Source organism: Kitasatospora sp. NPDC089797 (assembly GCF_040684795.1).
In the GTDB taxonomy this organism is placed as follows: Bacteria; Actinomycetota; Actinomycetes; order Streptomycetales; family Streptomycetaceae; genus Kitasatospora.
This window is the reverse complement of the sequence record NZ_JBFBGS010000018.1, coordinates 66,126-88,239: the sequence shown is the minus strand read 5'-3', so window position 1 is coordinate 88,239 and position 22,114 is coordinate 66,126. Positions and strand designations below refer to the sequence as shown.

General features: G+C 75.2%; 19 protein-coding genes. 9 read left to right on the top strand and 10 right to left on the bottom strand.

The annotated features are described in order from the left end of the window. Positions 1–76 precede the first annotated feature (76 nt). A complete protein-coding gene (locus AB0O91_RS16565; RefSeq protein ID WP_363433000.1) occupies positions 77–742 on the bottom strand; it encodes a DUF3592 domain-containing protein in 666 nt (221 codons plus the stop codon). Positions 743–893: 151 nt separating this feature from the next. Next, entirely contained in the window at positions 894–1,511 is a 618-nt protein-coding gene (locus AB0O91_RS16560; protein WP_363432997.1) for a TetR/AcrR family transcriptional regulator C-terminal domain-containing protein, read from the bottom strand. A 63-nt stretch (positions 1,512–1,574) separates the two neighbouring features. Here AB0O91_RS16560 and AB0O91_RS16555 point away from each other — a divergent pair, with 63 nt between their 5' ends. Then, positions 1,575–3,074: an FAD-dependent monooxygenase gene (locus AB0O91_RS16555; protein WP_363432994.1), complete on the top strand. Its 1,500-nt coding sequence runs from the start codon at positions 1,575–1,577 to the stop codon at positions 3,072–3,074. Positions 3,075–3,175: 101 nt separating this feature from the next. Here AB0O91_RS16555 and AB0O91_RS16550 read toward each other — a convergent pair whose 3' ends face one another. After that, positions 3,176–3,775 carry a M15 family metallopeptidase gene (locus AB0O91_RS16550; protein ID WP_363432992.1) on the bottom strand — a complete coding sequence of 200 codons (600 nt, stop codon included), beginning with the start codon at positions 3,773–3,775 and terminating at the stop codon, positions 3,176–3,178. Between the two features lie 187 nt (positions 3,776–3,962). On the opposite strand from AB0O91_RS16550, the gene AB0O91_RS16545 reads away from it, so the two are divergent. Beyond that, positions 3,963–4,649 carry a response regulator transcription factor gene (locus AB0O91_RS16545; RefSeq protein ID WP_363432990.1) on the top strand — a complete coding sequence of 229 codons (687 nt, stop codon included), beginning with the start codon at positions 3,963–3,965 and terminating at the stop codon, positions 4,647–4,649. Beyond that, positions 4,646–5,779 carry a HAMP domain-containing sensor histidine kinase gene (locus AB0O91_RS16540; RefSeq protein WP_363432987.1) on the top strand — a complete coding sequence of 378 codons (1,134 nt, stop codon included), beginning with the start codon at positions 4,646–4,648 and terminating at the stop codon, positions 5,777–5,779. The genes AB0O91_RS16545 and AB0O91_RS16540 overlap by 4 nt, the downstream gene beginning before the upstream one ends. 93 nt (positions 5,780–5,872) lie before the next feature. Here AB0O91_RS16540 and AB0O91_RS16535 read toward each other — a convergent pair whose 3' ends face one another. Then, positions 5,873–6,841, bottom strand: coding sequence for an ADP-ribosylglycohydrolase family protein (locus tag AB0O91_RS16535; protein WP_363432984.1), 969 nt, complete (start codon positions 6,839–6,841; stop codon positions 5,873–5,875). 117 nt (positions 6,842–6,958) lie between these two features. On the opposite strand from AB0O91_RS16535, the gene AB0O91_RS16530 reads away from it, so the two are divergent. Further along, positions 6,959–7,804 carry a hypothetical protein gene (locus tag AB0O91_RS16530; protein WP_363432982.1) on the top strand — a complete coding sequence of 282 codons (846 nt, stop codon included), beginning with the start codon at positions 6,959–6,961 and terminating at the stop codon, positions 7,802–7,804. 33 nt (positions 7,805–7,837) lie between these two features. Here AB0O91_RS16530 and AB0O91_RS16525 read toward each other — a convergent pair whose 3' ends face one another. Beyond that, positions 7,838–8,260, bottom strand: a complete 423-nt coding sequence (locus AB0O91_RS16525) for a carboxymuconolactone decarboxylase family protein (protein ID WP_363432979.1) — start codon at positions 8,258–8,260, stop codon at positions 7,838–7,840. Positions 8,261–8,618: 358 nt separating this feature from the next. Here AB0O91_RS16525 and AB0O91_RS16520 point away from each other — a divergent pair, with 358 nt between their 5' ends. From AB0O91_RS16520 to AB0O91_RS16500, 5 genes are all read left to right on the top strand, one after another. Then, positions 8,619–9,875 (top strand): RNA-guided endonuclease TnpB family protein, encoded by a 1,257-nt coding sequence (locus AB0O91_RS16520; protein ID WP_363432977.1) that lies wholly within the window; start codon positions 8,619–8,621, stop codon positions 9,873–9,875. Positions 9,876–9,999: 124 nt separating this feature from the next. Next, a complete protein-coding gene (locus tag AB0O91_RS16515) occupies positions 10,000–10,875 on the top strand; it encodes a hypothetical protein (protein WP_363432975.1) in 876 nt (291 codons plus the stop codon). 59 nt (positions 10,876–10,934) lie between these two features. Then, positions 10,935–11,837: a hypothetical protein gene (locus AB0O91_RS16510; RefSeq protein WP_363432972.1), complete on the top strand. Its 903-nt coding sequence runs from the start codon at positions 10,935–10,937 to the stop codon at positions 11,835–11,837. Then, on the top strand, positions 11,834–12,754 hold the full coding sequence (locus AB0O91_RS16505; protein WP_363432970.1) for a hypothetical protein: 921 nt from the start codon (positions 11,834–11,836) through the stop codon (positions 12,752–12,754). The genes AB0O91_RS16510 and AB0O91_RS16505 overlap by 4 nt, the downstream gene beginning before the upstream one ends. Then, a complete protein-coding gene (locus tag AB0O91_RS16500) occupies positions 12,751–13,845 on the top strand; it encodes a hypothetical protein (RefSeq protein ID WP_363432968.1) in 1,095 nt (364 codons plus the stop codon). Before AB0O91_RS16505 ends, AB0O91_RS16500 begins: the two co-directional genes overlap by 4 nt. A gap of 68 nt (positions 13,846–13,913) precedes the next feature. On the opposite strand, the gene AB0O91_RS16495 is transcribed toward AB0O91_RS16500, so the two are convergent. The 5 genes from AB0O91_RS16495 to AB0O91_RS16475 all read right to left on the bottom strand — a co-directional run bounded on the left by AB0O91_RS16495 (position 13,914) and on the right by AB0O91_RS16475 (position 22,014). Further along, entirely contained in the window at positions 13,914–15,149 is a 1,236-nt protein-coding gene (locus tag AB0O91_RS16495; RefSeq protein WP_363432966.1) for a cytochrome P450, read from the bottom strand. A gap of 234 nt (positions 15,150–15,383) precedes the next feature. Then, complete coding sequence (locus AB0O91_RS16490; RefSeq protein WP_363432963.1) at positions 15,384–16,487, bottom strand: NADH:flavin oxidoreductase/NADH oxidase; 1,104 nt, start codon at positions 16,485–16,487, stop codon at positions 15,384–15,386. Positions 16,488–16,692: 205 nt separating this feature from the next. After that, complete coding sequence (locus tag AB0O91_RS16485; protein ID WP_363432960.1) at positions 16,693–19,440, bottom strand: AAA family ATPase; 2,748 nt, start codon at positions 19,438–19,440, stop codon at positions 16,693–16,695. A gap of 193 nt (positions 19,441–19,633) precedes the next feature. After that, positions 19,634–21,022, bottom strand: coding sequence for an MFS transporter (locus AB0O91_RS16480; protein ID WP_363432958.1), 1,389 nt, complete (start codon positions 21,020–21,022; stop codon positions 19,634–19,636). Positions 21,023–21,414: 392 nt separating this feature from the next. Next, the gene (locus tag AB0O91_RS16475; protein WP_363432956.1) at positions 21,415–22,014 is read right to left on the bottom strand and encodes a TetR family transcriptional regulator; all 600 of its coding nucleotides are present in this window, start codon (positions 22,012–22,014) and stop codon (positions 21,415–21,417) included. Between the last annotated feature and the right edge of the window lie 100 nt (positions 22,015–22,114).

The window sequence follows — 22,114 nt, the reverse complement described above, 5'->3', positions numbered from 1 at the left end:
GTCCCTCGTCGCCGCCTCTCGCCGACGTCCCGTCGTTCCGTCGTCCCGCTCGAAGTCCCTTGCCGGGCAGTCCCGTTCAGGCCCGCGCCGCCCGGCGCCAGCGCCCCGCCGTGTCCGTGGCCGCCCAGCGGCCCAGGAACACCGCGCCGTACAGGGCGAACGGGACGGGCAGGGCGAACAGCGGCACCGACAGCCAGCTCGGCCGCCCGGTGCTCATCCGCCCCCGGTCGTCCAGCCACACCGTGACCTGCTGGCCCTCCGGGTACGGCCCCTGCGGCCGCCGCGCGCTGAACTCCCGTCCGTCCGCGCTCCAGTGGAAGGTGCACTCGTAGGTCTTCTCGCCCAGGCCGTTGCCATCCACGCCCGGCCGCTGGCCGGACACCCGGCAGTCCGTCACCCGGGCCGTCGTGCTGCGCGGGCTGCTCAGCCGCTCCCGCACCGTCCCGGCGACCTGCGCGGCCAGGAACACCGCGACCAGGGCCAGCAGCAGGGCCGTCAGCGCCCGGGCGCCCGTGCCCGCCGGTGCCTGCCGGTCGCGCCCGCGCAGTCCGGCGGAGGCCATCAGGGCCAGCGCCGCCGCGCCCGCGCACAGCCACCACAGCCACCCGGCCACCGGGTCGTCCTGGGACCAGCGCCACACCGCCGCCGAGCCGGCCGTCGCCAGTGTCGCCACCGCCGCCACCGCCGCCGCCAGGCACCACCGCTCCCGGCCGCCCGCCCCGCCCGCCACCTGCTCGGCCATCCGTCCCGCCCCCCGACGTCGCGGCCCCGCCGCCGGGGCCCCCGCCCGATCCTGGGGCCGCTCCGGCCCCCGTGACCAGGCCTTCCCCCGTACGGTGACAGGGCTGCGACACGGCTGCGGCGGTCCGGCGGGGCCGGCCTCCGTCGCCGGGCTATCCGAGGAGCCGGTCGAGGGCGAAGGCGAACCGCCCGTCGAAGTCCTCGCCCTCCATGTGCCGCACCGCCCGGCCCAGCGCCGGGTAGGTGCCGTCGGCCAGCGCCCCGGCCAGCGAGTGCTCGCCGTCCAGGGCGGCCAGGGCCTGCTCCTCCTGGGTCAGGCCGAGCGCCAGGTACTGGACGCTCCAGAACGTCCAGGCCGCGCGCCGCTCGTCCAGCCCGCCCTCCAGCAGCGCGGCCAGCACGGCGTCGGCGTAGCGCAGGGTGGCCGGTTCGGCGGCGTACGTCCCGGCGACGATCAGCGCGCCGTCGCGGTGGGCCAGCAGGGCGCGGCGGTAGCGGTGGGCCAGCTCGACCACCCGCTCGCGCCAGGGGCCGGGCAGCGCGTCCAGCCGGGCCCCGTCGACGATCGCGTCGGCCATCAGCTCCAGCAGCCGGCCCTTGGTCTTGGCGTGCCACAGCACGGTGTTCATCCGGACGCCCAGGCGCTCGGCGACGCCGCGCACCGACACCGCGCCGGCGCCCTTGTCGTCGAGCAGGTCGAGGGCCGCGCGCACCACGGTGGCGGTGTCGAGTCCGGCCTTGCCGGTGGGCGGAGCTTGCTTCTTGGTCACTGACCTAGTCTACTGGAGGCAAGGCTCCTTGGTCAGTGACCAAGAACTGTGGAGGGGACACCCATGAACACGCACGTCAGCACGCCCACGCACCAGGTCGTCATCGCCGGCGCCGGCCCCGTCGGACTCTGGCTCGCCGCCGAACTGCGCCTGCACGCCATCGACGTCACCGTCCTGGAGGAGCGCACCGAACCCGACCCGCACTCCCGCGCCACCTCCCTGCACCCGCGCACCCTGGAGATGCTCGACTCCCGCGGCCTGGCCGCGCCCTTCCTCGCCGAAGGCGTCCACGTCCCCGGCGGCCACTTCGCCGCCCTGCCCGCCCGCCTCGACTACAGCCGCCTCGACACCCCCCACCGCTACACCCTCGGCCTGCCCCAGGCCCGCACCGAGGAACTGCTCGCCGACCACGCCCGCGCCGCCGGCGCCGACCTGCGCCGCGGACACCGCGTCACCGGCCTCACCCAGGACGACGAAGCCGTCACCGTCCACGCCGAAGGCCCCGACGGCCCCTACCGGCTGCGCACCGCCCACCTGGTCGGCTGCGACGGCTCCCGCAGCACCGTGCGCCGGGCCGCCGGCATCGACTTCCCCGGCACCCCCGCCACCTTCTGGGCCTGGATGGGCGACGTCGTCCTCGACGCCCCGCCCCGCACCCCCGCCCTCACCAACGAGCACGGCAGCCTGATGGTCTTCCCGCTGCCCGGCGGCATCCACCGCGTCGTCGGCAACGACACCGCCACCAGCCGCACCCGCCCCGACGGCCCGCCCAGCTTCGACCAACTGCGCGCCAAGGTCCGCCGCATCGCCGGCACCGACTACGGCATGCGCGACCCCGGCTGGCTCTCCACCTTCGGCAACGCCGCCCGCCAGGCCGCCCGCTACCGCCTCGGCCGCGTCCTGCTGGCCGGCGACGCCGCCCACTCCCACTTCCCGGCCGGCGGCCCCGGCCTCAACGTCGGCCTCCAGGACGCCTTCAACCTCGGCTGGAAGCTCGCCCGCGTCCTGCACGGCACCGCCCCCGACACCCTCCTCGACAGCTACCACGCCGAACGCCACCCCGTCGGCGCCGACCTGCTGCGCAGCACCCGCGCCCAGAGCGGCCTGATGGTCGACCACAGCCCCGAGGTCCTCGCCCTGCGCGACCTCCTCGCCGAACTCATCGACGGCGTCGACCAGTTCTGCGACAACCTGGCCGAACGCGCGGCCGGCCTCGCCGTCCGCTACCCCGCCGCCGACCCCGACGCCCACCCGCTCACCGGCACCCGCGCCCCCGACCTCCACCCGGCCGGCACCACCCTGTTCACCCTGCTGCGCCCCGGCCACCCCGTCCTGCTCGACCTCACCGGCTCCACCCGCCTCGACCACCTCGCCGGCCCCGGCCTCACCCTGCACAGCGCCCCGCTCACCCGCCCCCACCCCGCCTGGGACACCGCCACCGCCGCCCTGGTCCGCCCCGACGGCCACCTCGCCTGGCGCACCGACACCACCGACGGGCTCGGCGACGCGGCCGCCGCCGCCCTGGCCGCCTCGGGGCTGGCCACCGCGGCCCCGGTGGCCTGAGCACCCCCCCGCCCGGCCGGACGCGGCAAGGCCCGAGCACCCCCCATCCGGCCGGACGCGGCAAGGCCCGAGCACCCCCCCGTCCGGCCGGACGCGGCGCCCTACCCCGCCGCGTCCGGCAGCAGCGCCGGACACGTCCCGCCCGGCGAGGTCAGCAGCTCGAAGTGCCACACCTCGTTGCCGTACACCTGGCACAGCCCGTACTTCGCACCGTGCTGGATCAGCCAGTAGTCGGCGTTCGTCGGGCCCAGGTCCACCGCCTTGCCCGCGACGTGCGCCGACTTCTCCGGCGTGTTCACGAACTGCCGGGCCCGCTCCAGGCTCCCGTACCTCTCCACCGCCTGGTCCAGCAGCCGCTGCTGGTAGGCCTTGCTGCGCCAGCCGGAGGTCACGTTCATCCCGATGCCCTGCGCCCGCGCGTCGCCGGCCGCGCTGCGCACCGCCGCCAGCAGGGCCGGGTCCAGGTTGCGCACCGCCGGGGCCTCGGTGTCGAAGGGGCTGAGCGTCACGCCGTCGGGCACCCGGCCGTCCGCCTCGGAAACCCGGGACGGGGCGGGCGAGAGGGCGTCCGCCCCGGAAACCCGGGACGGGGCGGGCGAGAGGGCGCCCGCCAGACCGGTCGGCGAGGCCACGCCGGCCAGCGCCAGCACCACCACCGCCCCGGCGCCCACCGCCAGCCGCCACTTCGCCGTGCTGCTCAACCTGCTCATCCTCTTCACCACTGCCTCCCGGCGTCCGATCTGCCTTGCCGGACCATTGGAGGAAACCCGGTGTTGCGAGGACGTCTGCGCAGGCCGATACGTTTTCGATAGGCCCCATCGGGTCCAATGGAGACAGCCGGCAGCGTCCGGCGACGGCACACACGGAAACGAGCAGGGAGAACAGCGCGTGCGGGTCCTGGTGGTGGAGGACGAGATCTACCTCGCCGAGGCGGTCCAGGCCGGCCTGCGCCTGGAGGCGATCGCCTGCGACGTCGTCACCGACGGTGACGACGCCCTGGAACGCCTCGCCGTCCACGACTACGACGTCGTCGTCCTGGACCGCGACATCCCCGGCACCCACGGCGACGACGTCTGCCGCACCATCGTCGAGCGCCGCCTCGGCTGCCGCGTCCTGATGCTCACCGCCGCCGCCCGCCTGGGCGACAAGGTCGCCGGCTTCGAACTCGGCGTCGACGACTACCTCACCAAACCCTTCGACCTGCCCGAACTCGTCGTCCGCCTGCGCTCCCTGGCCCGCCGCCCCGCCCACAGCACCCCGCCCGTCCTGGAACACGCCGGACTGCGCCTGGACCCCTTCCGCCGCGAGGTCTACCGCGACGGCCGCTACGTCGCCCTCTCCCGCAAGCAGTTCGCCGTCCTCGAAGTCCTGATGACCGCCCGCGGCGGCGTCATCAGCGCCGAACAACTCCTCGAACGCGCCTGGGACGAGAACGCCGACCCCTTCACCAACGCCGTCCGCATCACCATCTCCGGCCTGCGCAAACGCCTCGGCGACCCCTGGCTGATCCACACCGTGCCCGGCGTCGGCTACCGCCTGGGCGACGGGACCCCGGGCGACGGGACCCCCGAATGAGCCGCATCCCGCGCCCGCGCCGCCTCACCGCCCGCCTGCGCCTGACCCTCAGCTACACCCTCTTCGCCGTCACCGCCGGTGCCCTCTCCCTCGCCGTCGTCTACGTCGGCATGAAGTACGTCCCCAACTACCCGCTCACCTCCGCCAACCCCCGCTACCGCTCCGACGCCCCCTCCCGGCAGGAGATCCTCGACTCCCTGCTCAACGCCAGCGGCTACGCCCTCGCCCTGCTCACCGCCGTCGGCATGGCCGGCGGCTGGCTGATCGCCGGACGCGTCCTGCGCCCCCTCCAGGACATCACCCGCGCCGCCCACCGCGCCGCCGGCGGCGCACTCGAACACCGCATCGCCCTCACCGGCCCCCGCGACGAGTTCACCGACCTCTCCGACGCCTTCGACGAGATGCTGGAACGCCTCCAACGCTCCTTCGAGGCCCAGCAGCGCTTCGCCGCCAACGCCTCCCACGAACTGCGCACCCCCCTCACCATCACCCGCACCATGCTCCAGGTCGCCGCCGCCGACCCGGCCGGCCAGGACTGGGCCACCCTCGTCACCCGCCTCCAGGACACCAACCAGCGCGGCATCGAGATCAGCGAAGCCCTCCTCCAACTCGCCGACCTCGGCCACACCCCGCCCGAGACCCGCCCCACCGACCTCGCCGACACCACCGCCCAGGCCCTGGGCGCCGTCCACGACGAGGCCCGCACCCACGGCATCACCCTCACCGCCGACCTGCACCCCGCCCCCACCACCGGCAACCCCGTCCTGCTGCGCCAGGCCGCCGTCAACCTGCTGCACAACGCGCTGCGCCACAACCTGCCCGCCGGCGGCCGGGCCACCGTCACCACCGGCACCGACCCCGCCACCGGCGCCGCCCGGCTGACCGTCACCAACACCGGTGCACAGCTCACCCCCGAGGCCGTCGCCACCTTCACCGAACCGTTCCTGCGCGGGCGCGGCCGCACCGCCCAGCGCGACCCCGCCCGCCGCGGCCACGGACTGGGCCTGGCCATCGTCGCCGCCATCGCCGAGGCCCACCACGGCGACCTGCGCCTGGCCCCCGCCCCGGACGGCGGCCTGCACGCCACCCTCACCCTGCCCGCGCCGCCGCCCCCGTCACCCCAGCCGTAGCGGCCGCGGTCACCCCAGCCGTAGCGGCGGCCGCGCGCCCGGCACCGCCCGTTCCCCGGGGGCCGGCGCCCGGCGCCGGCCGGTCGCCCCGGCTCAACTCCCGTGCCGGGCCGGGGACTCGTCCTCGGCCCGGGCCACCCAGTCCGGCAGCGGCTCGCGCCTGGCGAGCCACGGCGCGGCCGGGCCGCCCACCCCGGTGCGGGCCGCGACCACGCCGCCGGTGACGGCGCAGGTGGTGTCCACGTCGCCCAGGCCCTCCGCGGTGGTCCACAGCGCGTCGGTGAGGCTGTCCAGGTGGTGCGCGGCCGACCACAGGGCGAACGGCACGGTGTCGCCCGCCCGCACCTTCTGCCCGTTGCCCAGCAGGTCCGCGGCCCGCCAGGGCTCGGTGTCCGCGGGCAGTTCGGCGGCCCGCTCCAGCCCCTCGCGCACCGGCCCCGCCGGCGTGCGCCCGGCCACCGCGGCCAGCAGCGCGGCCCCGGCCGGCGCCTCCGCCCGCCCCGGCCGCGCCCCGGCGCCCGTGCGCCCGCGTGCGGCGAGCGCGGCCGCCAGGGCCACCGCCACCGCCCCGGCCACCCCCTCCGGGTGGGCGTGGGTCACCTCCGCCGACAGCGCGGCCTGCTCCGCCGCCTCGTCCAGGTCCGCGTGGAACCAGGCCCCCAGCGGCGCCACCCGCATCGCCGCGCCGTTGCCCAGGCTCCCCTGGCCGCCGAACAGCTTGCGCGACTCCTCGCGCCAACTCGACGGCCGCTCGGCCAGTTCGGGCAGCAGCAGGCTCATGCCGTTGCCGTAGCCGCGGTACGCGTCGGCCAGGTACGTCGCCCCGAAGGCCTGCGCCAGCCGCTCCTGGTGCACCGCCTCGTAGGCGGTGAGGATCCCGTACACCGACAGCGCCATCGCGGTGTCGTCGGTCCAGTGCCACGGCGACTCCAGCGGCACCTGCCGGGCCCGGATCTGGGTGAACGCCAGCTTGGGCTTGCGGAAGAGCGGGAACCACCGCTCCCCGAAAGCGTCCCCGAGTGCCAGGCCCTCCAACGCGTCACGTGCAGCGGAAAACGTCATGGCCGCATCCTCGCACCGGCCCGGCCCCGGTGGGCGGCCCCGGACGCCGACAAGTTGATCAAGATGTGATGGTCCGGCGACCGGATGTGTCAGCCCTGGTCACTACCGTGTGTCGGTATGCGAAACGACGATCCGGGCCGGGGCCGGGACAAGTCCGATGACGACCAGTGGGACGAGCTCGTGAAGACCGTGGCCGCGGAGCGGGAGGCGCAGCTGCGGGCCGCCGAGCCGCCGGTCAAGCGGGTCTGGCCGCGCAACACCGCGCTGGCCCTGGGCGCCGCCGCCGTGACCCTGGCCGGTGCCAAGCTCCTGCAGCCCGCCCCGGACCCGGCCGCCGCCCCGGCGGCCGCGCCGACCGCCACCGCCGTGGCCCCGGCCGCCGCCCGCACCGGCCCCGACCCGGCGGCCGGCCCCGCCACGGGTGCTGCCGCCGCCGGCGCCCCGGCGGCGGGCCTGGCACCGATCCCGCTGGACCGGGTTTTCCCCGCGGAGGTGACGTCGCCCGAGGGCGCCGTCTACACCAGGGTCGCCTCCGTCGTCCTGCCCTCGTGCACCGAGGCGGACTCGGTCGCCCCCGCGCTGATCGCCATGATCAAGGCGGGCAAGGGCTGCGTGGGCGAGCAGGTCGCCCTCTACAAGGACGCCCGGAACAACCAGTACAACCTGGCCGTGTTCACCATGAAGGACCCGCTGGACGCGATCGACCTGGCCACCCGGCTGTCCGGGGACTTCGAGGACTTCGAGGTGGGTGCGCAGGCCCCGCCGCCCGCCTCCGGGCTGGTGACCCTCCCGCCGGACAGCGGCATGGTCCAGGAGTTCGGCAGCGGCGGCCGCGCGATGCTGGTCGCCCTCGGCCAGTGGTCCGACGGCCGCTCCACCGACCGCCAGCAGCTCGTCCGCCTGCTGAGCCCGCTGCACGACGCCGTCGGCAAGACCATCTTCGCCTACGAGTCCCAGCACTGACGCCGGGTCGGGCACCGGTCGCGGCGGGGCGGGTCAGGCCGTCGTGACCGGGAGCAGGCCGCGCTCGCCGAAGACCTTCCTGGCGACGAAGGTCGCGTTCAGCGCCTTGGGGAAGCCGCAGTACACGGCCGCGTGCAGCAGGGCCTCGGTGATCTCGGTGGGGGAGAGGCCGACGTTGAGGGCGGCGTTGAGGTGGACCTCCAGCTGCGGCTCGCAGCCGCCGAGCGCGGTGAGCATCCCCAGGGTCACCAACTGGCGGTCCCGCGGGGCGAGTTCGGGGCGGCTGTAGATGTCGCCGAAGCCCCAGGCGACGACCTGGTGGGCCAGCTCGGGGTGGATGTCGGCCAGCGCGTCCACCACCCGCTGCCCGCCCTCGCCGTCGACCCGGGTGAGGGTCTCCATGCCCCGCTCGAACCGCTCCTGCCGCAGCGCGGCCCCCTGCTCCGAAATACTCATGTCCCGGTCCTCTCCTCGTACTGTTCTCGTGCCGAGGCCCGACCGACCGGCCCTGACCACGGAAGGAACCGTAGGACTTGGAGTGCACTCCAACTCAAGCCGGGGCCGGAACACCCCGCCGCACGACCCCGCGCCGCTAACTGTTGCGGTTGGGTCACGGAGTGTCCGAATCATCGGGTATTGGCGGGAGTGCGGTGATTGTTTCGTTGGTGAGACCTCCGTGGATACTCCTGGCTTTAGCCGGGGGAAAAGCGGACTGCCCGCAGGGCAGGGCAAGTGGTCACGTTTCGCCGTCAGGGCGGGCCGCTGTGCAGGTGGGCCACATCTGATTGTCAGTGCCCGCCGGTAGGTTGATTCCGTGCATCTCAGATACTCCTGTCGCATCTATCCAACGAAGAGTCAGCAGCAAGCGCTGGCCCGTACGTTCGGGTGCGCGCGGGTGGTGTACAACGATGCGCTTGCCCTGCGGAAGGCCGCGTGGAAGGCGGACAGGTCGAAGATCCCGACCGGTGCCCTGGCCAAGTCGGTGATCACCGATGCAAAGAAGACGGATGCCCGGTCGTGGCTGGGGTCGGTGTCGGTGGACGCGTTGCAGTCCTCCCTCCGCGATCTGGATACCGCGTATCGGAACTACTTCGACTCGAAATCCGGCAAGCGGGCTGGTCACCCGGTCGGGCTGCCGGTGTTCAAGTCGAGGAAGGACAGTCGGCAGTCGTTGCGGTTCTCCCGCAACGGGTTCCGGTTGCGGGGCAATGGAAAGCTGAACCTGGCCAGGATCGGCGACGTGCGGGTGCGGTGGTCCAGGCCACTGCCCGCCGATCCGTCGTCGGTGACGATCGTGCTGGACCCGTCCGGCCGGTACCGCGCCAGTTTCGTCGTGGACGTCGAACCCGGGTACTTGCCCGAGCTGGACACCGAGATTGGCATCGACCTCGGTCTGACCACCTACGCCGTCATGTCGGACGGCACGGTGATCGACAACCCGCGCTTCCTGCGGAAGGCGGAGCGCCGGCTGAAGGCCGCACAGCGGGAACTGTCCCGGAAGGCAATGGGGTCGAAGAACCGGGCGAAGGCCCGGCGGAAGGTCGCCAGGGCGCACGCGAGGGTGGCCGACAGTCGCATGGACTGGATGCACAAGCAGACCACCAGGTTGATCGGCGAAAACCAAGCCGTCTACCTGGAGGATCTGAACGTGCGCGGTCTTGGCCGTGGCCGTTTGGCCAAGTCCGTCCACGACGCCGGCTGGGCCACCTTCCGGCGCCTGATTGAGTACAAGGCGGCCCGGTACGGGCGCACCGTCGGCATCGTGCCTCGCGCGTTCCCGTCCTCCCAGCTCTGCTCGGAGTGCGGGCATCGCGACGGACCCAAACCACTTGCGATCCGCGAGTGGGCCTGTAGCGCCTGCGGTGTACTCCATGACCGTGACCTCAACGCCGCTCGGAACATCCTGGCCGCCGGACGGGCGGACAGGCTAAACGCCTGCGGAGGGCCGGTAAGACCCGGTGTGGCAATCCCACGCCAGGCACAGCCCGTTGAAACAGGAACCCATCGGAACGCCAGCCGGCCAGGGCGCAAGCCCCGTGCCGCAAACGTGACCGGAATCCCTGTGCAATAGCGCGGGGAGGATGTCAAAATGCCTGCTGAGACACGTGATGGACGGTCCGGGAAGGCCGCAGGGGGAGCGGATTCCGACGGTGGCTCGCGTGCGAAATTCCGATCATTCCCATGGGGGGAGTCCTTTGTCCGCGCCCGAGAACGAGAGCGCCGCGTTCACCGAACCGCCGCCGGAGCCGGTTGCCGCACCCGAGCTGGTTGCCACACCCGCGCCCCCCGCTGCGCCCGAGCCCGCGGCCGACCCGGCCCCGCGCCGCCTGCCGCGCGCCGTCGGCGTCGCGCTGGCCACCGCCGGACTGCTCGCCGTCACCGCGGCCAGCGCCGCGGTGACCGTCGCGGTCGGCAAGCCGGACGGCCGCCCGGCCGCCGCGCCCGCCCCGCGCGCCACCGCCGGCGCCACCGCCTCGACCGGCGCGAGCGCCACGCCCTCCGCCGCACCCGTCCCGGTGCCGACCGCCGTCCCGACCGAGCCCGCCCCGGCCAGCACCGTCAAGGGCACGGTCAGCGGCGGCAGGCACGACGGCGACCTGCGCTACTTCCTGCTCCCGATCCCGGCCGGCGGCGAGTCCTACGGCCCCGCGGACGGGATGCCGATGACCCGCGACGACGTCGCCGACATGTTCGGCAAGTCGGACGACATCGACACCATCCTCAACCGGCTCGGCTACCGGGACGGCGCCGGCCGCACCTACCGCACCGCCGACGGCAAGGCCATCGTCACCGTCACCCTGCTGCACTTCGGCTCCACCGACCTGGCGAGCAGGTTCCTCCAGGGCTACACGATCGCCTCGCAGGAGTCGATCGACATCGACGGCGACCCCAGCGCCCACGGCTTCCGCCAGAAGCCCAAGCACGAGGCCTACACCGGCTCGATGACCGGCATCTCCAGCCAGGGCGACGTCCAGTACACCGTCGAGGTCGAGGTCAAGGGCACGCCGGACAAGGCCCTGCTGAACGACCTGATGAAGCGCCAGCGCGAGTGGCTCGCCTCCGGCGGCTGAGCCCGCGCCCGCGCCCGCCCCACGACGTCGTCCTCCCTTCCTCCTCTGGAGCCACTTCCGTGACCACCGAACCCGAGCAGCCGCCGGCAGCGGCCGCCGAACCGACCGCGGCCGCCGAACCGCCGCTGCCCCCGGTCCCGCCCGTCCCGCCACCACCGCCCGCGCCCCCGGTCCCCCCGGTGCCCCCGGTACCCCCCGTCCCGTTCGCCGCGGCCGAGCCCGCCGAACCGACGGCGTACCAGAACCCCTACGCCGACGTCCTCTCGGCCGGCCCCGAGGCCGCCCCGCGCGCCCCGCGCCGCCCCCGCCCGGTGCTGCTGTCCGTCTGCGCCCTGGTCGCGGGCGCCCTGGCCGGCACCGCCGTCGGCTACGGGATCCAGGCCCAGCGCCCGCCCACGCCGCTGCCGCCGCTCCAGGTGGCCCTGCCGTCCTACCCGGCCGAGGCGGTCGACCCGGCCGCCTTCGCCGCCGGCCAGCCCGCGCCGCCGGCCGTCGAGGGCGACCTGACCAAGCTGCTGATCAGCGCCCCCTCGGGCAGCGCCGCCTGGGCCGACTACCCGGACCACCCGAGCTGGACGTCGATCGGCGAACTCGCCGAGCGCAAGAGCGACTCGGCCCACGTCTTCAAGAACCTGGCCTCGACCGGCTTCCGGCGCGCCGCCGAGGTCGACTGGAAGAAGGACGACATCCGCTACCGGGTGACGCTCACCCAGTACACGCCCGAGCACCTCGACAAGGCGGAGGCCTTCCACGGTGACTCCTTCGCCGAGGACGCCAACGGCGGCGTCCGGGTGGAGAGCGAGCCCGACCAATGGTCCGACACCAAGGAGCCGTACTACTACGGGCGCGCCGCCGCCCAGCGCGGCACGGTGCTGATGACCGTGGAGGTCTTCAGCCCCAAGCCGGTGGACTCCGGGGACCTCAAGGCCCTCGCCAAGCAGCAGTGGGAGCGGCTGGTATGAGCGACGAATCCGTGACCGCGACGCCCGAACCCGCCGGTCCCGCACCGCAGTTCACCGCCGGGACCGAGCACGGCGCCGAGCACGCGCCCGAGCACGCGCCCGAGAGCGGGGCCGGGGCCGGGGCCGGGGCCGAGAGCGCGCCCGGCACCGGGACCGCGCCCGGCACCGCCGCGCCGCGCCCCGCCTCCCGCCGCCTGCTGCGCGCGGGCGCCGCGACGGTCGCCGCCGCGCTGGTGGGCGTCGTCATCGGTGTGGGCATCATCAGGACCCAGTACGACGACCCCGCCCCGGCGGCCGCCGCCGGCCCCACCGGCGCCCCCGCCCCGACGGCCACCCCCACCCCGTTCGGCGCCAAGTCCAACGGCAGCCACTTCGGCTCGCTGCGCGACCTGCTGCTGCCCGTCCCGGCCGGCTACGAACTGGGCCCCGACCAGGGCGGCTACGGCAACGACAGCGAGCTCGGCACCGGGGAGATCTCCGACGAACTGGACGCCGAACTCCAGCAGATCCCCAAGGACAAGCGCGACAAGCTCCGCTCCTACTGGGAGGGCCTGCACGTCAAGGGCACCGGCGTGCGCAGCTACCGCAACAGCGGCAACGACCTGGTGGTCGGACTGCGGCTGCGCCAGTTCAACCAGCAGGAGGTGCAGCGGATCAACGAGTACACGGCGGTGTTCACCGGCGACACCGGCATCTTCCGCACCGGACCGCAGGTCCCCAACCACCCCGAGGCGCACTGCTACCTGATGCCCGCGCCGCCGTCCGCGCCGATCGACTACCTGGAGTGCTCGGCCGCCGAGGGCGACCTCCTGGTGGTCATGAGCGTCGAGGGCGTGGCACCGCTGCCCAAGGACACCATCGTCGCCCTCCTCACCCTGCAGCTCGACCGCCTCGCCCGCCCCGGAGCGTCCGTATGACCGACCACACCGCCGCACCCCGGCCGGGGGACCAGCCCCCGGCCCCCGAGAACCCGTGGGCCCCCGACAACCCGTGGGCCGCCGACGCCGCCCACGCCGACGCCGCCCACGCCGCCGACGGTCCGCAGGGCTGGCCCGCCGCTCCGGAGGAGAGCGCGGAGAGCGAGGAGGAGCGGGCCGCCCGCCGCACCCGGCGCCGCCGGGCCGCGGTGCGCTGGAGCTGCGCCGCCCTGGTGTTCGCCCTGGCCGGCACCGGCACCGCGCTGGCCGTCACCGCCCCCGAGCGCACCGACCTCCCCGGCCTGGCCACCGCGAGCGACGGCCGCTACACCTTCCCGCCCCTGACGCTGCCTCCGCTGCCCTCGGGCAAGGCCGCGCCGGACCTGAAGGACAAGGGTTCGGGCCACGGCGCGGACCAGGGCAAGGGCTCCCACCAGGCGGACCTGCGCCAACTGCTGCTGCCCGCCCCCAAGGAGGCCGGCGGCTCGGTCAACCCGCCGTCCTTCCCGGCCCCGACCGGCTCGGCCACCTCCTCGGCCACCCCCTCGGCGTCCTCCTCGGCCTCCGCCGCGCCCTCCGCGACCGCGTCCGGCACCCCCTCGGCGGGCCCGGCCGCCTCGGCCTCCGCCCCCGCCGGCGCGGCCCCGGCCGACTGGGTGCCCTGCGACGCGATGACGGGGGACCTGCAGAACCCGGCCCGGCTGCGCGAACTGCTGCTGCAGTACGTCTGCCGCGGCGCCACCGTCCGGGAGTGGACCGCCTCCGACGGCACCCGCACCCGGATCCGGCTGCTGCGCTTCGGCTCCTCGGCCGAGGCCTGGAGCACCTTCTCCCGGCTGCGCTCGGAGGCGCAGCTCAAGGTCGCGCCGGACGCGAAGACCGTGCAGTACGGCGACTGGGGCATCCCCGAGGGCATCGAGCTGACCCGCAAGGACTCCCGGGAGACCGGCGCCAAGGACGTGCCGACCACGCGGGTGGCCTACGTGTCGGCCTCCGACGTGATGGCCGTCGTCACCATGACCAACCCCCGCGGCGTGCCGGCCGCGGCCTTCCGTCAGGTCGTCACCCTCCAGTCCGACCTGCTGGCCTGACCCGTCCCGCCCCCGGGCCCCTCACCCCTGCGCGGGGGTGAGGGGCCGGTGTGCGTGCGGGGCGGGTGTCACGCCGGGGCCGGGGTCGGGACGATCCACAGTTCGGCGGGGCCGTTGATGATCACGGACTCCAGCCGGGCCGGCGGCGGGCCGTAGGGGTCCAGGACGGTGTCGGGGTAGGTGTCGAAGAGGCCGGCCAGGGCGACTTCGGCCTCCAGGCGGGCCAGCGGCGCGCCGAGGCAGAAGTGCGGGCCGTAGCCGAAGGCGAGGTGGTCCTTGTCGGGGCGGGCCGGGTCGAAGTCGTCGGGCCGGTCGGGGTGGGCGTCGGGGTCGCGGCCGGCCGCGCCGAAGCCGAGCAGGATCGGTTCGCCCTGCCGGATGACCACGCCCTCGCCGAGGTCGACGTCCTCCAGCGGGTAGCGCAGCGGGACGTGCATGACCGGGCCCTCGTGGCGCAGGGTCTCCTCGACGACGTCCGCCCAGCCGAGGGTGCCGGCCCGGACGGCGGCCAGGTGGCCGGGGTGGGTGAGTAGGGCCTGGACGGCGCTGGTGATGAGGTTGACGGCGGTCTCGTAGCCGGCGCCGAGCATCAGGAAGAGGGTGTCGCGGGACTCCTCCTCGGTGCGGCCGCCGTCCTCGCCGGTGGGGAGGGCGGCGACGTCGCCGGCGAGGTCGGGCGCGGGCTCGCGCCGTTTGAGCTCCAGCAGTTCGGCCAGCAGCACGTCCATGTCCGCCCGGGCGGCCAGCATCTCCTCGTTCGCCGCCGTGGTGATCAGCAGGGCGTCCATCGCGGTGCCGATCCGGGGCCGCAGGGCGGCGGGGACGCCGAACAGGTCGCAGATCACCGTCATGGCCAGCGGCAGGGACAGCGCCCGGCGGACGTCGACGGCCTCGCCGGGGTCGAGGGTGCGGAAGGCGTCGACGAGGGCGGCGGCGGTCGCCTCGATCCCGGGGCGCAGCGCGGAGACCCGGCGGGGCGAGAAGGAGGGGGCCATCAGGCGCCGGGCCGAGCGGTGTTCGTCGCCGTAGCGGTTGAAGAAGTTCTGCTGGAAGGCGATCGGGCCCATCGGCCAGCCCTGCGGCACCTCGGCCAGGGCGGGCCAGTGTCTGCGCGGGTCGCGGGAGATGCGCGGATCGCCGGCCAGGGCGCGGATCACCGAACTGCGGGTGACGGACCAGGCGATGATGCCGTCGGGCAGTTCGACCCGGACGGCGGGTCCGGCGGCGCGGAGTTCGGCGTTCTGCCGGTGCAGGGTGCGGGCGGTCATGTCGAGTACGGGGCAGCGGGGTTCGTCCGGAGCCATGGGATTGCTCCTCGGAGTCGGTCGGGGTGCCCCTGCCGGGGGTCCGGCGCGGTGCGCTGCCGCCGGGAGCGGGGGCCTGTGCTCCGTTGTAGAGGGCGGTGGGGAGGGCGTCAACGGGCCTTCACCGCAACGGCCCATCGCCTGCGGCGCCTCCGGACGGGCCGTCGACGGCCGTCCGCCGCCGCCCGGTGCGGACGGTGGCGGACGGCGCACGGCGGGCGGCCCGCCGGGTGCTCAGGCGCGGTGGTACTGGATCGGGGAGTGGACCTCGCCGCCCAGGGCGCCGGCCGCGTGGCGGGCCCAGAAGGGGTTGCGCAGCAGCTCGCGGCCGATCAGGACGGCGTCGGCCCGGCCTTCGGCGAGGACGGCCTGGGCCTGGGCCGGGTCGGTGATCAGGCCGACGGCCGCCACCGGCAGGCCGGCCTCGTTGCGCACCGCCTCGGCGAAGGGCACCTGGAAGCCCGGCGCGGCCTCGATCCGGGCGTCGGGCACCAGTCCGCCGGTGGAGACGTCCAGCAGGTCCACGCCGTGCGCCTGGAGCTCCTTGGCCAGGCGGACGGTGTCCTCGGAGGTCCAGCCCTCGCGGTCGTCCTCGGGGTTCTCGGTGAGCCAGTCGGTCGCGGAGACCCGGAAGAACAGCGGCAGTTCCTCGGGCCACACCGCGCGCACCGCGTCGACGACCTCCAGGGCGAAGCGGGTGCGGCCCTCGAAGGAGCCGCCGTAGCCGTCGGTGCGGCGGTTGCTCTGGGGGGAGAGGAACTGGTGGATCAGGTAGCCGTGGGCGCCGTGCAGTTCGACGGCCTGGAAGCCGGCCTCCAGCGCGCGCCGGGCGGCGTCGGCGAACTGCCGCACGATGGCGCCGATCTGATCGACCGTCAGCTCGTCCGGGGTGGTGTGGCCGGGGGAGAAGGCGACGGCGCTGGGGGCGACCGGGGTCCAGCCGTGCTCCTCCTCGGGGGCCAGGGCGCGCCCGCGCTCGACCCAGGGCCGCTCGGTGGAGGCCTTGCGCCCGGCGTGGCCGAGCTGGATGGCCGGGACGGCGCCCTGCTCCTTGAGGAAGGCGGTGATCCGGCGGAAGGCGTCGCGCTGGGTGTCGTTCCACAGGCCGAGGTCGTACGGGCTGATCCGCCCCTCGGGGCTGACCGCGGTGGCCTCCACGATGATCAGTCCGGTGCCGCCGGCGGCCCGCGCCGCGAGGTGGGTGTAGTGCCACTCGTTGGGCGCCCCGGCGCCCTCCCCGGCCGGCGCGGCGCTGTACTGGCACATCGGCGGCATCCAGGCCCGGTTGGGGACGGTGAGCTCCCGCAGGGTGTACGGGGTGAAGAGGGTGGTGCTCATGGCGGACTCCCCGGTGGGGTGGGCGGCAGCCGGTGGCCGCCGGGAGGGTCCGGCGGCGGGCGGCGCGCAGCTGATTGCGGATGACCTTTATGCACCTCCACAATAGTTGCGCGCAGATTAAGTTGCAAGAGCCGTATATTTCGCCGGTGTGCTATCCCGGTGCTCCCCAGTGCTCCCCAGTGCTTCCGGCGCTCCCCGGCGCGCGCTATCCGCTGAGGCCGCCGTCCAGCAGGGCCCGGGCCCGGGCGGCCAGGCCGTCGGCACCGCAGCGCACGGCCAGCTCCAGCCCCCGGGCGAGCGCGGCGTCGGCCCGCGGGGCACGGCCCAGCGCCGCGCCGAGGTCGACCAGGGCGAGGGCGTGCTCGTAGCGGGCCGGCGAACGCTCCAGGCACCGGACGGCCTCCGCCAGCAGCCCGACCGCCCGCGGCGGCTCGTGCACCGCCGCACACAGCCGCAGGGCGCTGCCCACGGCCGAGTCCGTCCCCGACTCCCGGGCCCGCAGCACCCCCTCCTCGGCCAGCTCACGGGCCCGGTCCGGCTGCCCGGGGGCCACCGCCCGCGCCAGGTGCCCCAGCCACGGCGCCCACACCGTGTTGCGCCACCCCCGCGCGTCCAGGGTCGCCCCGGCGGCGGCCAGCACCTTCGCCGCGCCCGCCGCGTCGCCCCGGGCCAGCAGCAGCCGGCCGTACAGCGTCGGGGCGTCCGGCAGCACCATCACCGTCGGGAACGGCGGGGCGAAGCCGTGCTCGCCCGCCAGCTCCAGGGCCTCCGCCACCCGGCCGCGCGCGGCCAGCGTCTCGGCCAGCGCCCCGACCGCGTCCCAGTGCAGCGGGGTGCCCGGCCCTATCCGGGCGGCGCTGCGCAGCGCACGGCGCAGGTAGTCCTCCGCCTCGGCCAGCGCACCGCAGCGGAACCGCAGCATGCCGGTCAGCAGGTAGGCGAAGCCGAGGTGGCCGCCGCTCCACCCGGCGACCTCGTAGGCGCGCACCGCCTCCGTGAACAGCTCCTCCGCCCGGTCGACGCGGTCGGCGTACAGGTAGCTGAGGCCCAGGACCCCGGGCAGTTCGAACCCCCAGGTGGTGTTGGTCCAGCCGAGGCTGCCGGGCAGCCGGCCCTGCGGCAGCGCGGACTCGGCCAGCGCGAGCGCCCGCGTGCGGTCCACACCGCGCAGCGTGAGGTCCCAGCAGCGCAGCACGGCCACCGCGTGGGCCAGGCCGTCACGTTCGAACACGGTCTCGCCCGGTGCCGCCGGATCGGCGCCGACGTCGCTGAAGGCCAGGCCCACGGTGGCCAGCATCCGGTGGAACTGCGCGAGCCGCCGGGAGCGGCCCGGGCCGTCCGCGTCCTCGGACTGGAACGCGGCGAACATGAAGTGGGCGACCTCCAGCCGCAGCCGCCCCGGACCGGGCGAGGTGCGCCCGGCCTCCTCGGCGCACAGCGCGGCGGCCTCGCCGAGGCGGTTGCTGTGGGCCAGCGCCTGGGCGAGCCGGAACGTCGCGTCCACCCGCAGCCCCGGAGTCAGCCCGTACGGGTCGGCGAGCGCCAGCCGCAGCTGGTTGACCGTGGTCGCCGGGTCGGTGAGCAGGGCCGAACAGCCCAGCTCGTAGAGGACCGTCGCCCGGTCCTCGTCCTCGGGCGGTTCGCTGATGGCGCGGCGCAGGCAGCGCTGCGCCGCCTCGGGCGCGCCGATGGCCAGGTGCTCCCGGGCCGCCAGGCGCAGTTTGGCGACGATGCGGCCGTCCCCCTCGGGCAGGATCTCCAGCAGGTGCCGGGAGGCCGCGAGCAGGCCGAGGCCGGCGTTCTCGATCTCGACGGCGGCCACCCCGTGCATCCCGGTGCGGGCGGCGGGCGGCATCGACTGGTAGACCGAGGTGGCGACCAGCGGGTGGACGAACTCCAGCCGGCCCGTCGGGGCACTGCTCAGCACCCGGTGCCGGCGCAGCTCCCGGACCGACTGGGCGGCGGCCTCCGGCCCCTGCGCGCAGATGGCGGCGGCGAGTTCGGGGCGGATGTCGGTGTCCAGCACCGACGCCGCCCAGGCGAAGCGCAGCGCGGTGGGCCCGATCCGGTCCAGCCAGTGCCGCAGCGTCATCCCCCGGGCGGTGGCGGCGATCTCGCGCAGCAGCCCGCTGCTCTCCTCCACCGGCTCCAGCCGCTGGTCGGCCACCTCGCCCAGCAGGGTGGCCGTCTCGTACGGGTTCCCGGCGGTGACCGCCCAGACGTGGCGGCAGAAGGCGTCCTCGGCCTGGGCGCCCAGGGCCGCGCGGACCAGGTGCGCGACCGAGTCGGGCCGCAGCGGGCGCAGTTCGTGCCGGCGGTCGGCCCGGTCGGCGAGGGCGCGCTGCAGCGCCAGCGCGTCGTCGGGGAACTCGTCGCGGCAGGCGAGCACCAGCAGGGCCGGCAACTCCCGGGCGCGCACCGCGAAGCCCGCCAGCCAGCCGAGCGACTCCGGGTCGGCCCAGTGGAGGTCGTCGACCAGCACGGCCAGCGGCGAACGCAGCTGCACGAGGCGGGTGAGGACGAAGTCCAGCCCGTCGCGCACCCCTTGCGGGTCGAGCTGCCCGCCGGGCGGCAGCAGCCCCGCCGCGGGGCCGACGACGTCCTCCCACGGCCCGAAGACCTGCGCCCGCTCGTCGTCGGACAGGGCCGACAGCACCGGGCGCACCAACTGGCGCACCACGTGGAACGGTTCGTGGCACTGCCGCTGCCCGCCCCGGGCGAACAGCACCGTGCAGCCCGCGTTCCTGGCCGCGCGCCGCACCTCGGTCAGCATCGCGGTCTTGCCCAGCCCGGCCGCGCCGGTGTACAGCAGCAGTTCCCCGACCCCGGTGCCGGCGGGCCGGGTCAGCGCCCCGACCGCCTGTGCCGCCGAGCGGAGTTCGGCCTCCCGCTCGTGCAGCGGGTCGCCGTCCCGCCCGGCCCCGCCGCTGCCCCCGGCCTCGCCATCGGCCACCGCCGCCTCCCCTTCGCCCCACCCGGGCCGTCGTCGCAGAGGGCCGAGGCTACTGCCGATCGGACGGCTCCGGTACGCACTTGACAACCCCGCCCGCCGACCCCGGTCCGGGGCCGGCGGGCGGCCGGTGGACGACGACGGCGCCGCCCGGGAGGATCCCGGGCGGCGCCGCTCGTGTCGTGGCCGGAAGCCGTCAGCGCACCGTCTGCGGGACGCGCTGGGTCGGGACGCCCGGGGCCTGGGCGGCGCGGGGTTCGGCCGGGGCGGCGCCGAGCGCGGTGCCGCGGGTCTCCTCCGCCCACAGCACGCACACCAGCAGGCCCAGCGCCGTCACACCGGCGGCGATCAGCATGGTGGGGCCGGTGCCGAGGCCGGTCAGGGACAGCGGCAGCAGGTAGGTGCCGATGGCGGCGCCGATCCGGCTGACCGAGGTGGCCACGCCCACGGCGGTGGCCCGGATCTCGGTGGGGAACAGCTCGTTGGGGTAGGTCCAGTCGAGCACGTTCGGCCCGCCGCACAGGAAGGCGTACGCGCACAGCGCGGTCAGCGCGATCGCGGCCGGGGCGGTGGGCCACACGCCCAGCAGCGCCAGCGGGACGGTCATCAGGGCGAAGGACCAGATGATGACGGGCCGTCGGCCCTTGGTGTCGATCAGGCGCAGCGCCGGGTAGCAGCCGAGCAGGAAGACCAGGCTGATCAGCCCGGTGCCCAGGGTCTCCATCACGGTGCCGCCGGGCATGCCGAAGGAGGAGAGGATCTGCGGGCCGAAGGTGAGCATCGCGAACAGCGGGCCGACCTGGCAGAGGAAGAACAGGCCGCAGAACAGGGTGCGGCGCCGGTAGGGCGGGGTCATCAGCAGGCGCAGCCCGGCCGCGCTGCGGGCGCGTCCGGCCGGGTCGGGCATCAGCTCGCGGCCGTCGACGCGCACCCCGAGGTGCTTCTCCACCACCCGCACCGCGTCGCCGACCCGCCCGTTGGCGGCCAGCCAGCGCGGCGACTCCGGGGAGCCGCGGCGGATCACCAGGAACACCACGCACAGCACCGTCGAACTGGCCAGCATCCACCGCCAGCTGCCCGGTCCGGCCAGCTCCAGGAACAGGTAGCCCACGATGTAGGCGAGCACCGAGCCGGCGTACCAGGCGACGATCTGCTGACCGAGCAGCCGCCCGCGGTGCTTGGCGGGCAGCCACTCGGCGAGCAGGGAGGTGGCGATCGGGTAGTCGGCGGCGACGGCCATGCCGAGCACGAAGCGCAGCACGGTGATCGCCCACACCGAGTCGACCCAGAACGAGAGCACCGAGCAGGCCACCATCACCAGCAGGTCGGCGGTGTACATCACCTCCCGGCCGATCTTGTCGGTCAGCACGCCGAACAGGGCGCCGCCGACGAACATGCCCACCAGGGCGGCGGCGCCGATCAGGCTGACCTCCGCGGTGGACAGGCCGAGGTCGGGGCGCATCCCGATCAGGGCGACGCCGACGATGGACAGGATGTAGCCGTCGAGCAGCGGGCCACCGGAACAGGCCAGGGCCAGCCTCCGGTGGAAGGCGGTATACGGGGCGTTGTCGATCGTTTGGGACATGGGCTTCGGGGTCCTCCGGAGCGTACGGCCGCGCGCTCTTCACACGGGCCGTGCGCCGGGTAGACGGCAGGGAACGGCGCCGCCCGTGTGCCGGACGGCGCCATCGCCCGATCACACCGGGCGACCGTCCACGGTTGCCCGGGTCCGGCGTGGTGACCACCGGGTCGAAGGTCGGCCGGATTCGTGACCAAGGTCCCGAAGCGGACAGGACCTCGGCCCGTGCCGATCGGCGCCCTTCCCAGTTCTCGCGGGCCCGGCCGCCGTCCGTTCCCCCGTGCGGGCGCCGCGGGTGACCCTGGTCACGTCCGGGGCGGCGGGGTGTGGGAAGGGCCACGTTTGGGGGCGCTGGTCCGGACCGGCGGGCGGGGAAGGCCCGCGCGGCGGGCGGCGGTTCAGCGGCCGGGGCGGGCCTCGCGCAGCCGGGCCAGGCCGGAGTCCAGGGCGGCCTCCAGGTGGGCGGTGGAGCCGGTGGTCAGCAGGATCAGCACCCCGCCCTGCACCCCGGCCAGCAGCGCCGCCGCCTCCCGGTCGGCGTCCAGGGCCGCGGTGACCTCGCCGCCGGCCTGGAGGTGGCGGATGCCCGCGGCCAACTGCCCCTGCCACTGCTCCAGCAGCCCGGCGGCCACCGCCCGCGCCGCGTCGGTGGTCGGGCCCAGCTGGGACAGCGCCGTGTGCAGCGGGCAGTTCACGCCCTGGGCGCGGTAGCGGTCGACCACCTTCCCGCGCCAGCGCAGCCAGGCCTCCCAGGAGGTCAGCGCGCCCAGCTCCGGCTGCTGGTCGTCCAGCACCCGGTCCGCCTCGTGCCGGGCCACCGCCAGCAGCAGGTCGTCCTTGCCGCCGGGGAAGTAGTGGAACAGCTGGCTCTTGCTGGTCGCGGTGCGGGCCATCACGTCCTCCAGCCGCAGCGCGAACACCCCCTCCGCGCGGATCTGCCCGGCCGCGCCCTCCACGATGCGCTGCCTGGTCGCGGCGCCCTTGCGGGTCAGCGTCACGTCCCCTCCCCGGTGCGGCTGTCGGTGCCCGTCGAAGCCCCCGGCGGGCGGCGCCACCGCCGCCCGGGGGAGCATCATTGCGATAATAGTGCAACACGGT

Excerpts from the sequence above, each read along its gene's own strand:
- AB0O91_RS16540 (WP_363432987.1), top strand. The coding sequence starts at position 4,646 with ATGAGCCGCATCCCGCGCCCGCGCCGCCTCACCGCCCGCCTGCGCCTG.
- AB0O91_RS16565 (WP_363433000.1), bottom strand. The coding sequence starts at position 742 with ATGGCCGAGCAGGTGGCGGGCGGGGCGGGCGGCCGGGAGCGGTGGTGC.
- AB0O91_RS16480 (WP_363432958.1), bottom strand. The coding sequence starts at position 21,022 with ATGTCCCAAACGATCGACAACGCCCCGTATACCGCCTTCCACCGGAGG.
- AB0O91_RS16535 (WP_363432984.1), bottom strand. The coding sequence starts at position 6,841 with ATGACGTTTTCCGCTGCACGTGACGCGTTGGAGGGCCTGGCACTCGGG.
- AB0O91_RS16525 (WP_363432979.1), bottom strand. The coding sequence starts at position 8,260 with ATGAGTATTTCGGAGCAGGGGGCCGCGCTGCGGCAGGAGCGGTTCGAG.
- AB0O91_RS16490 (WP_363432963.1), bottom strand. The coding sequence starts at position 16,487 with ATGAGCACCACCCTCTTCACCCCGTACACCCTGCGGGAGCTCACCGTC.
- AB0O91_RS16505 (WP_363432970.1), top strand. The coding sequence starts at position 11,834 with ATGAGCGACGAATCCGTGACCGCGACGCCCGAACCCGCCGGTCCCGCA.
- AB0O91_RS16500 (WP_363432968.1), top strand. The coding sequence starts at position 12,751 with ATGACCGACCACACCGCCGCACCCCGGCCGGGGGACCAGCCCCCGGCC.
- AB0O91_RS16495 (WP_363432966.1), bottom strand. The coding sequence starts at position 15,149 with ATGGCTCCGGACGAACCCCGCTGCCCCGTACTCGACATGACCGCCCGC.
- AB0O91_RS16530 (WP_363432982.1), top strand. The coding sequence starts at position 6,959 with ATGCGAAACGACGATCCGGGCCGGGGCCGGGACAAGTCCGATGACGAC.
- AB0O91_RS16555 (WP_363432994.1), top strand. The coding sequence starts at position 1,575 with ATGAACACGCACGTCAGCACGCCCACGCACCAGGTCGTCATCGCCGGC.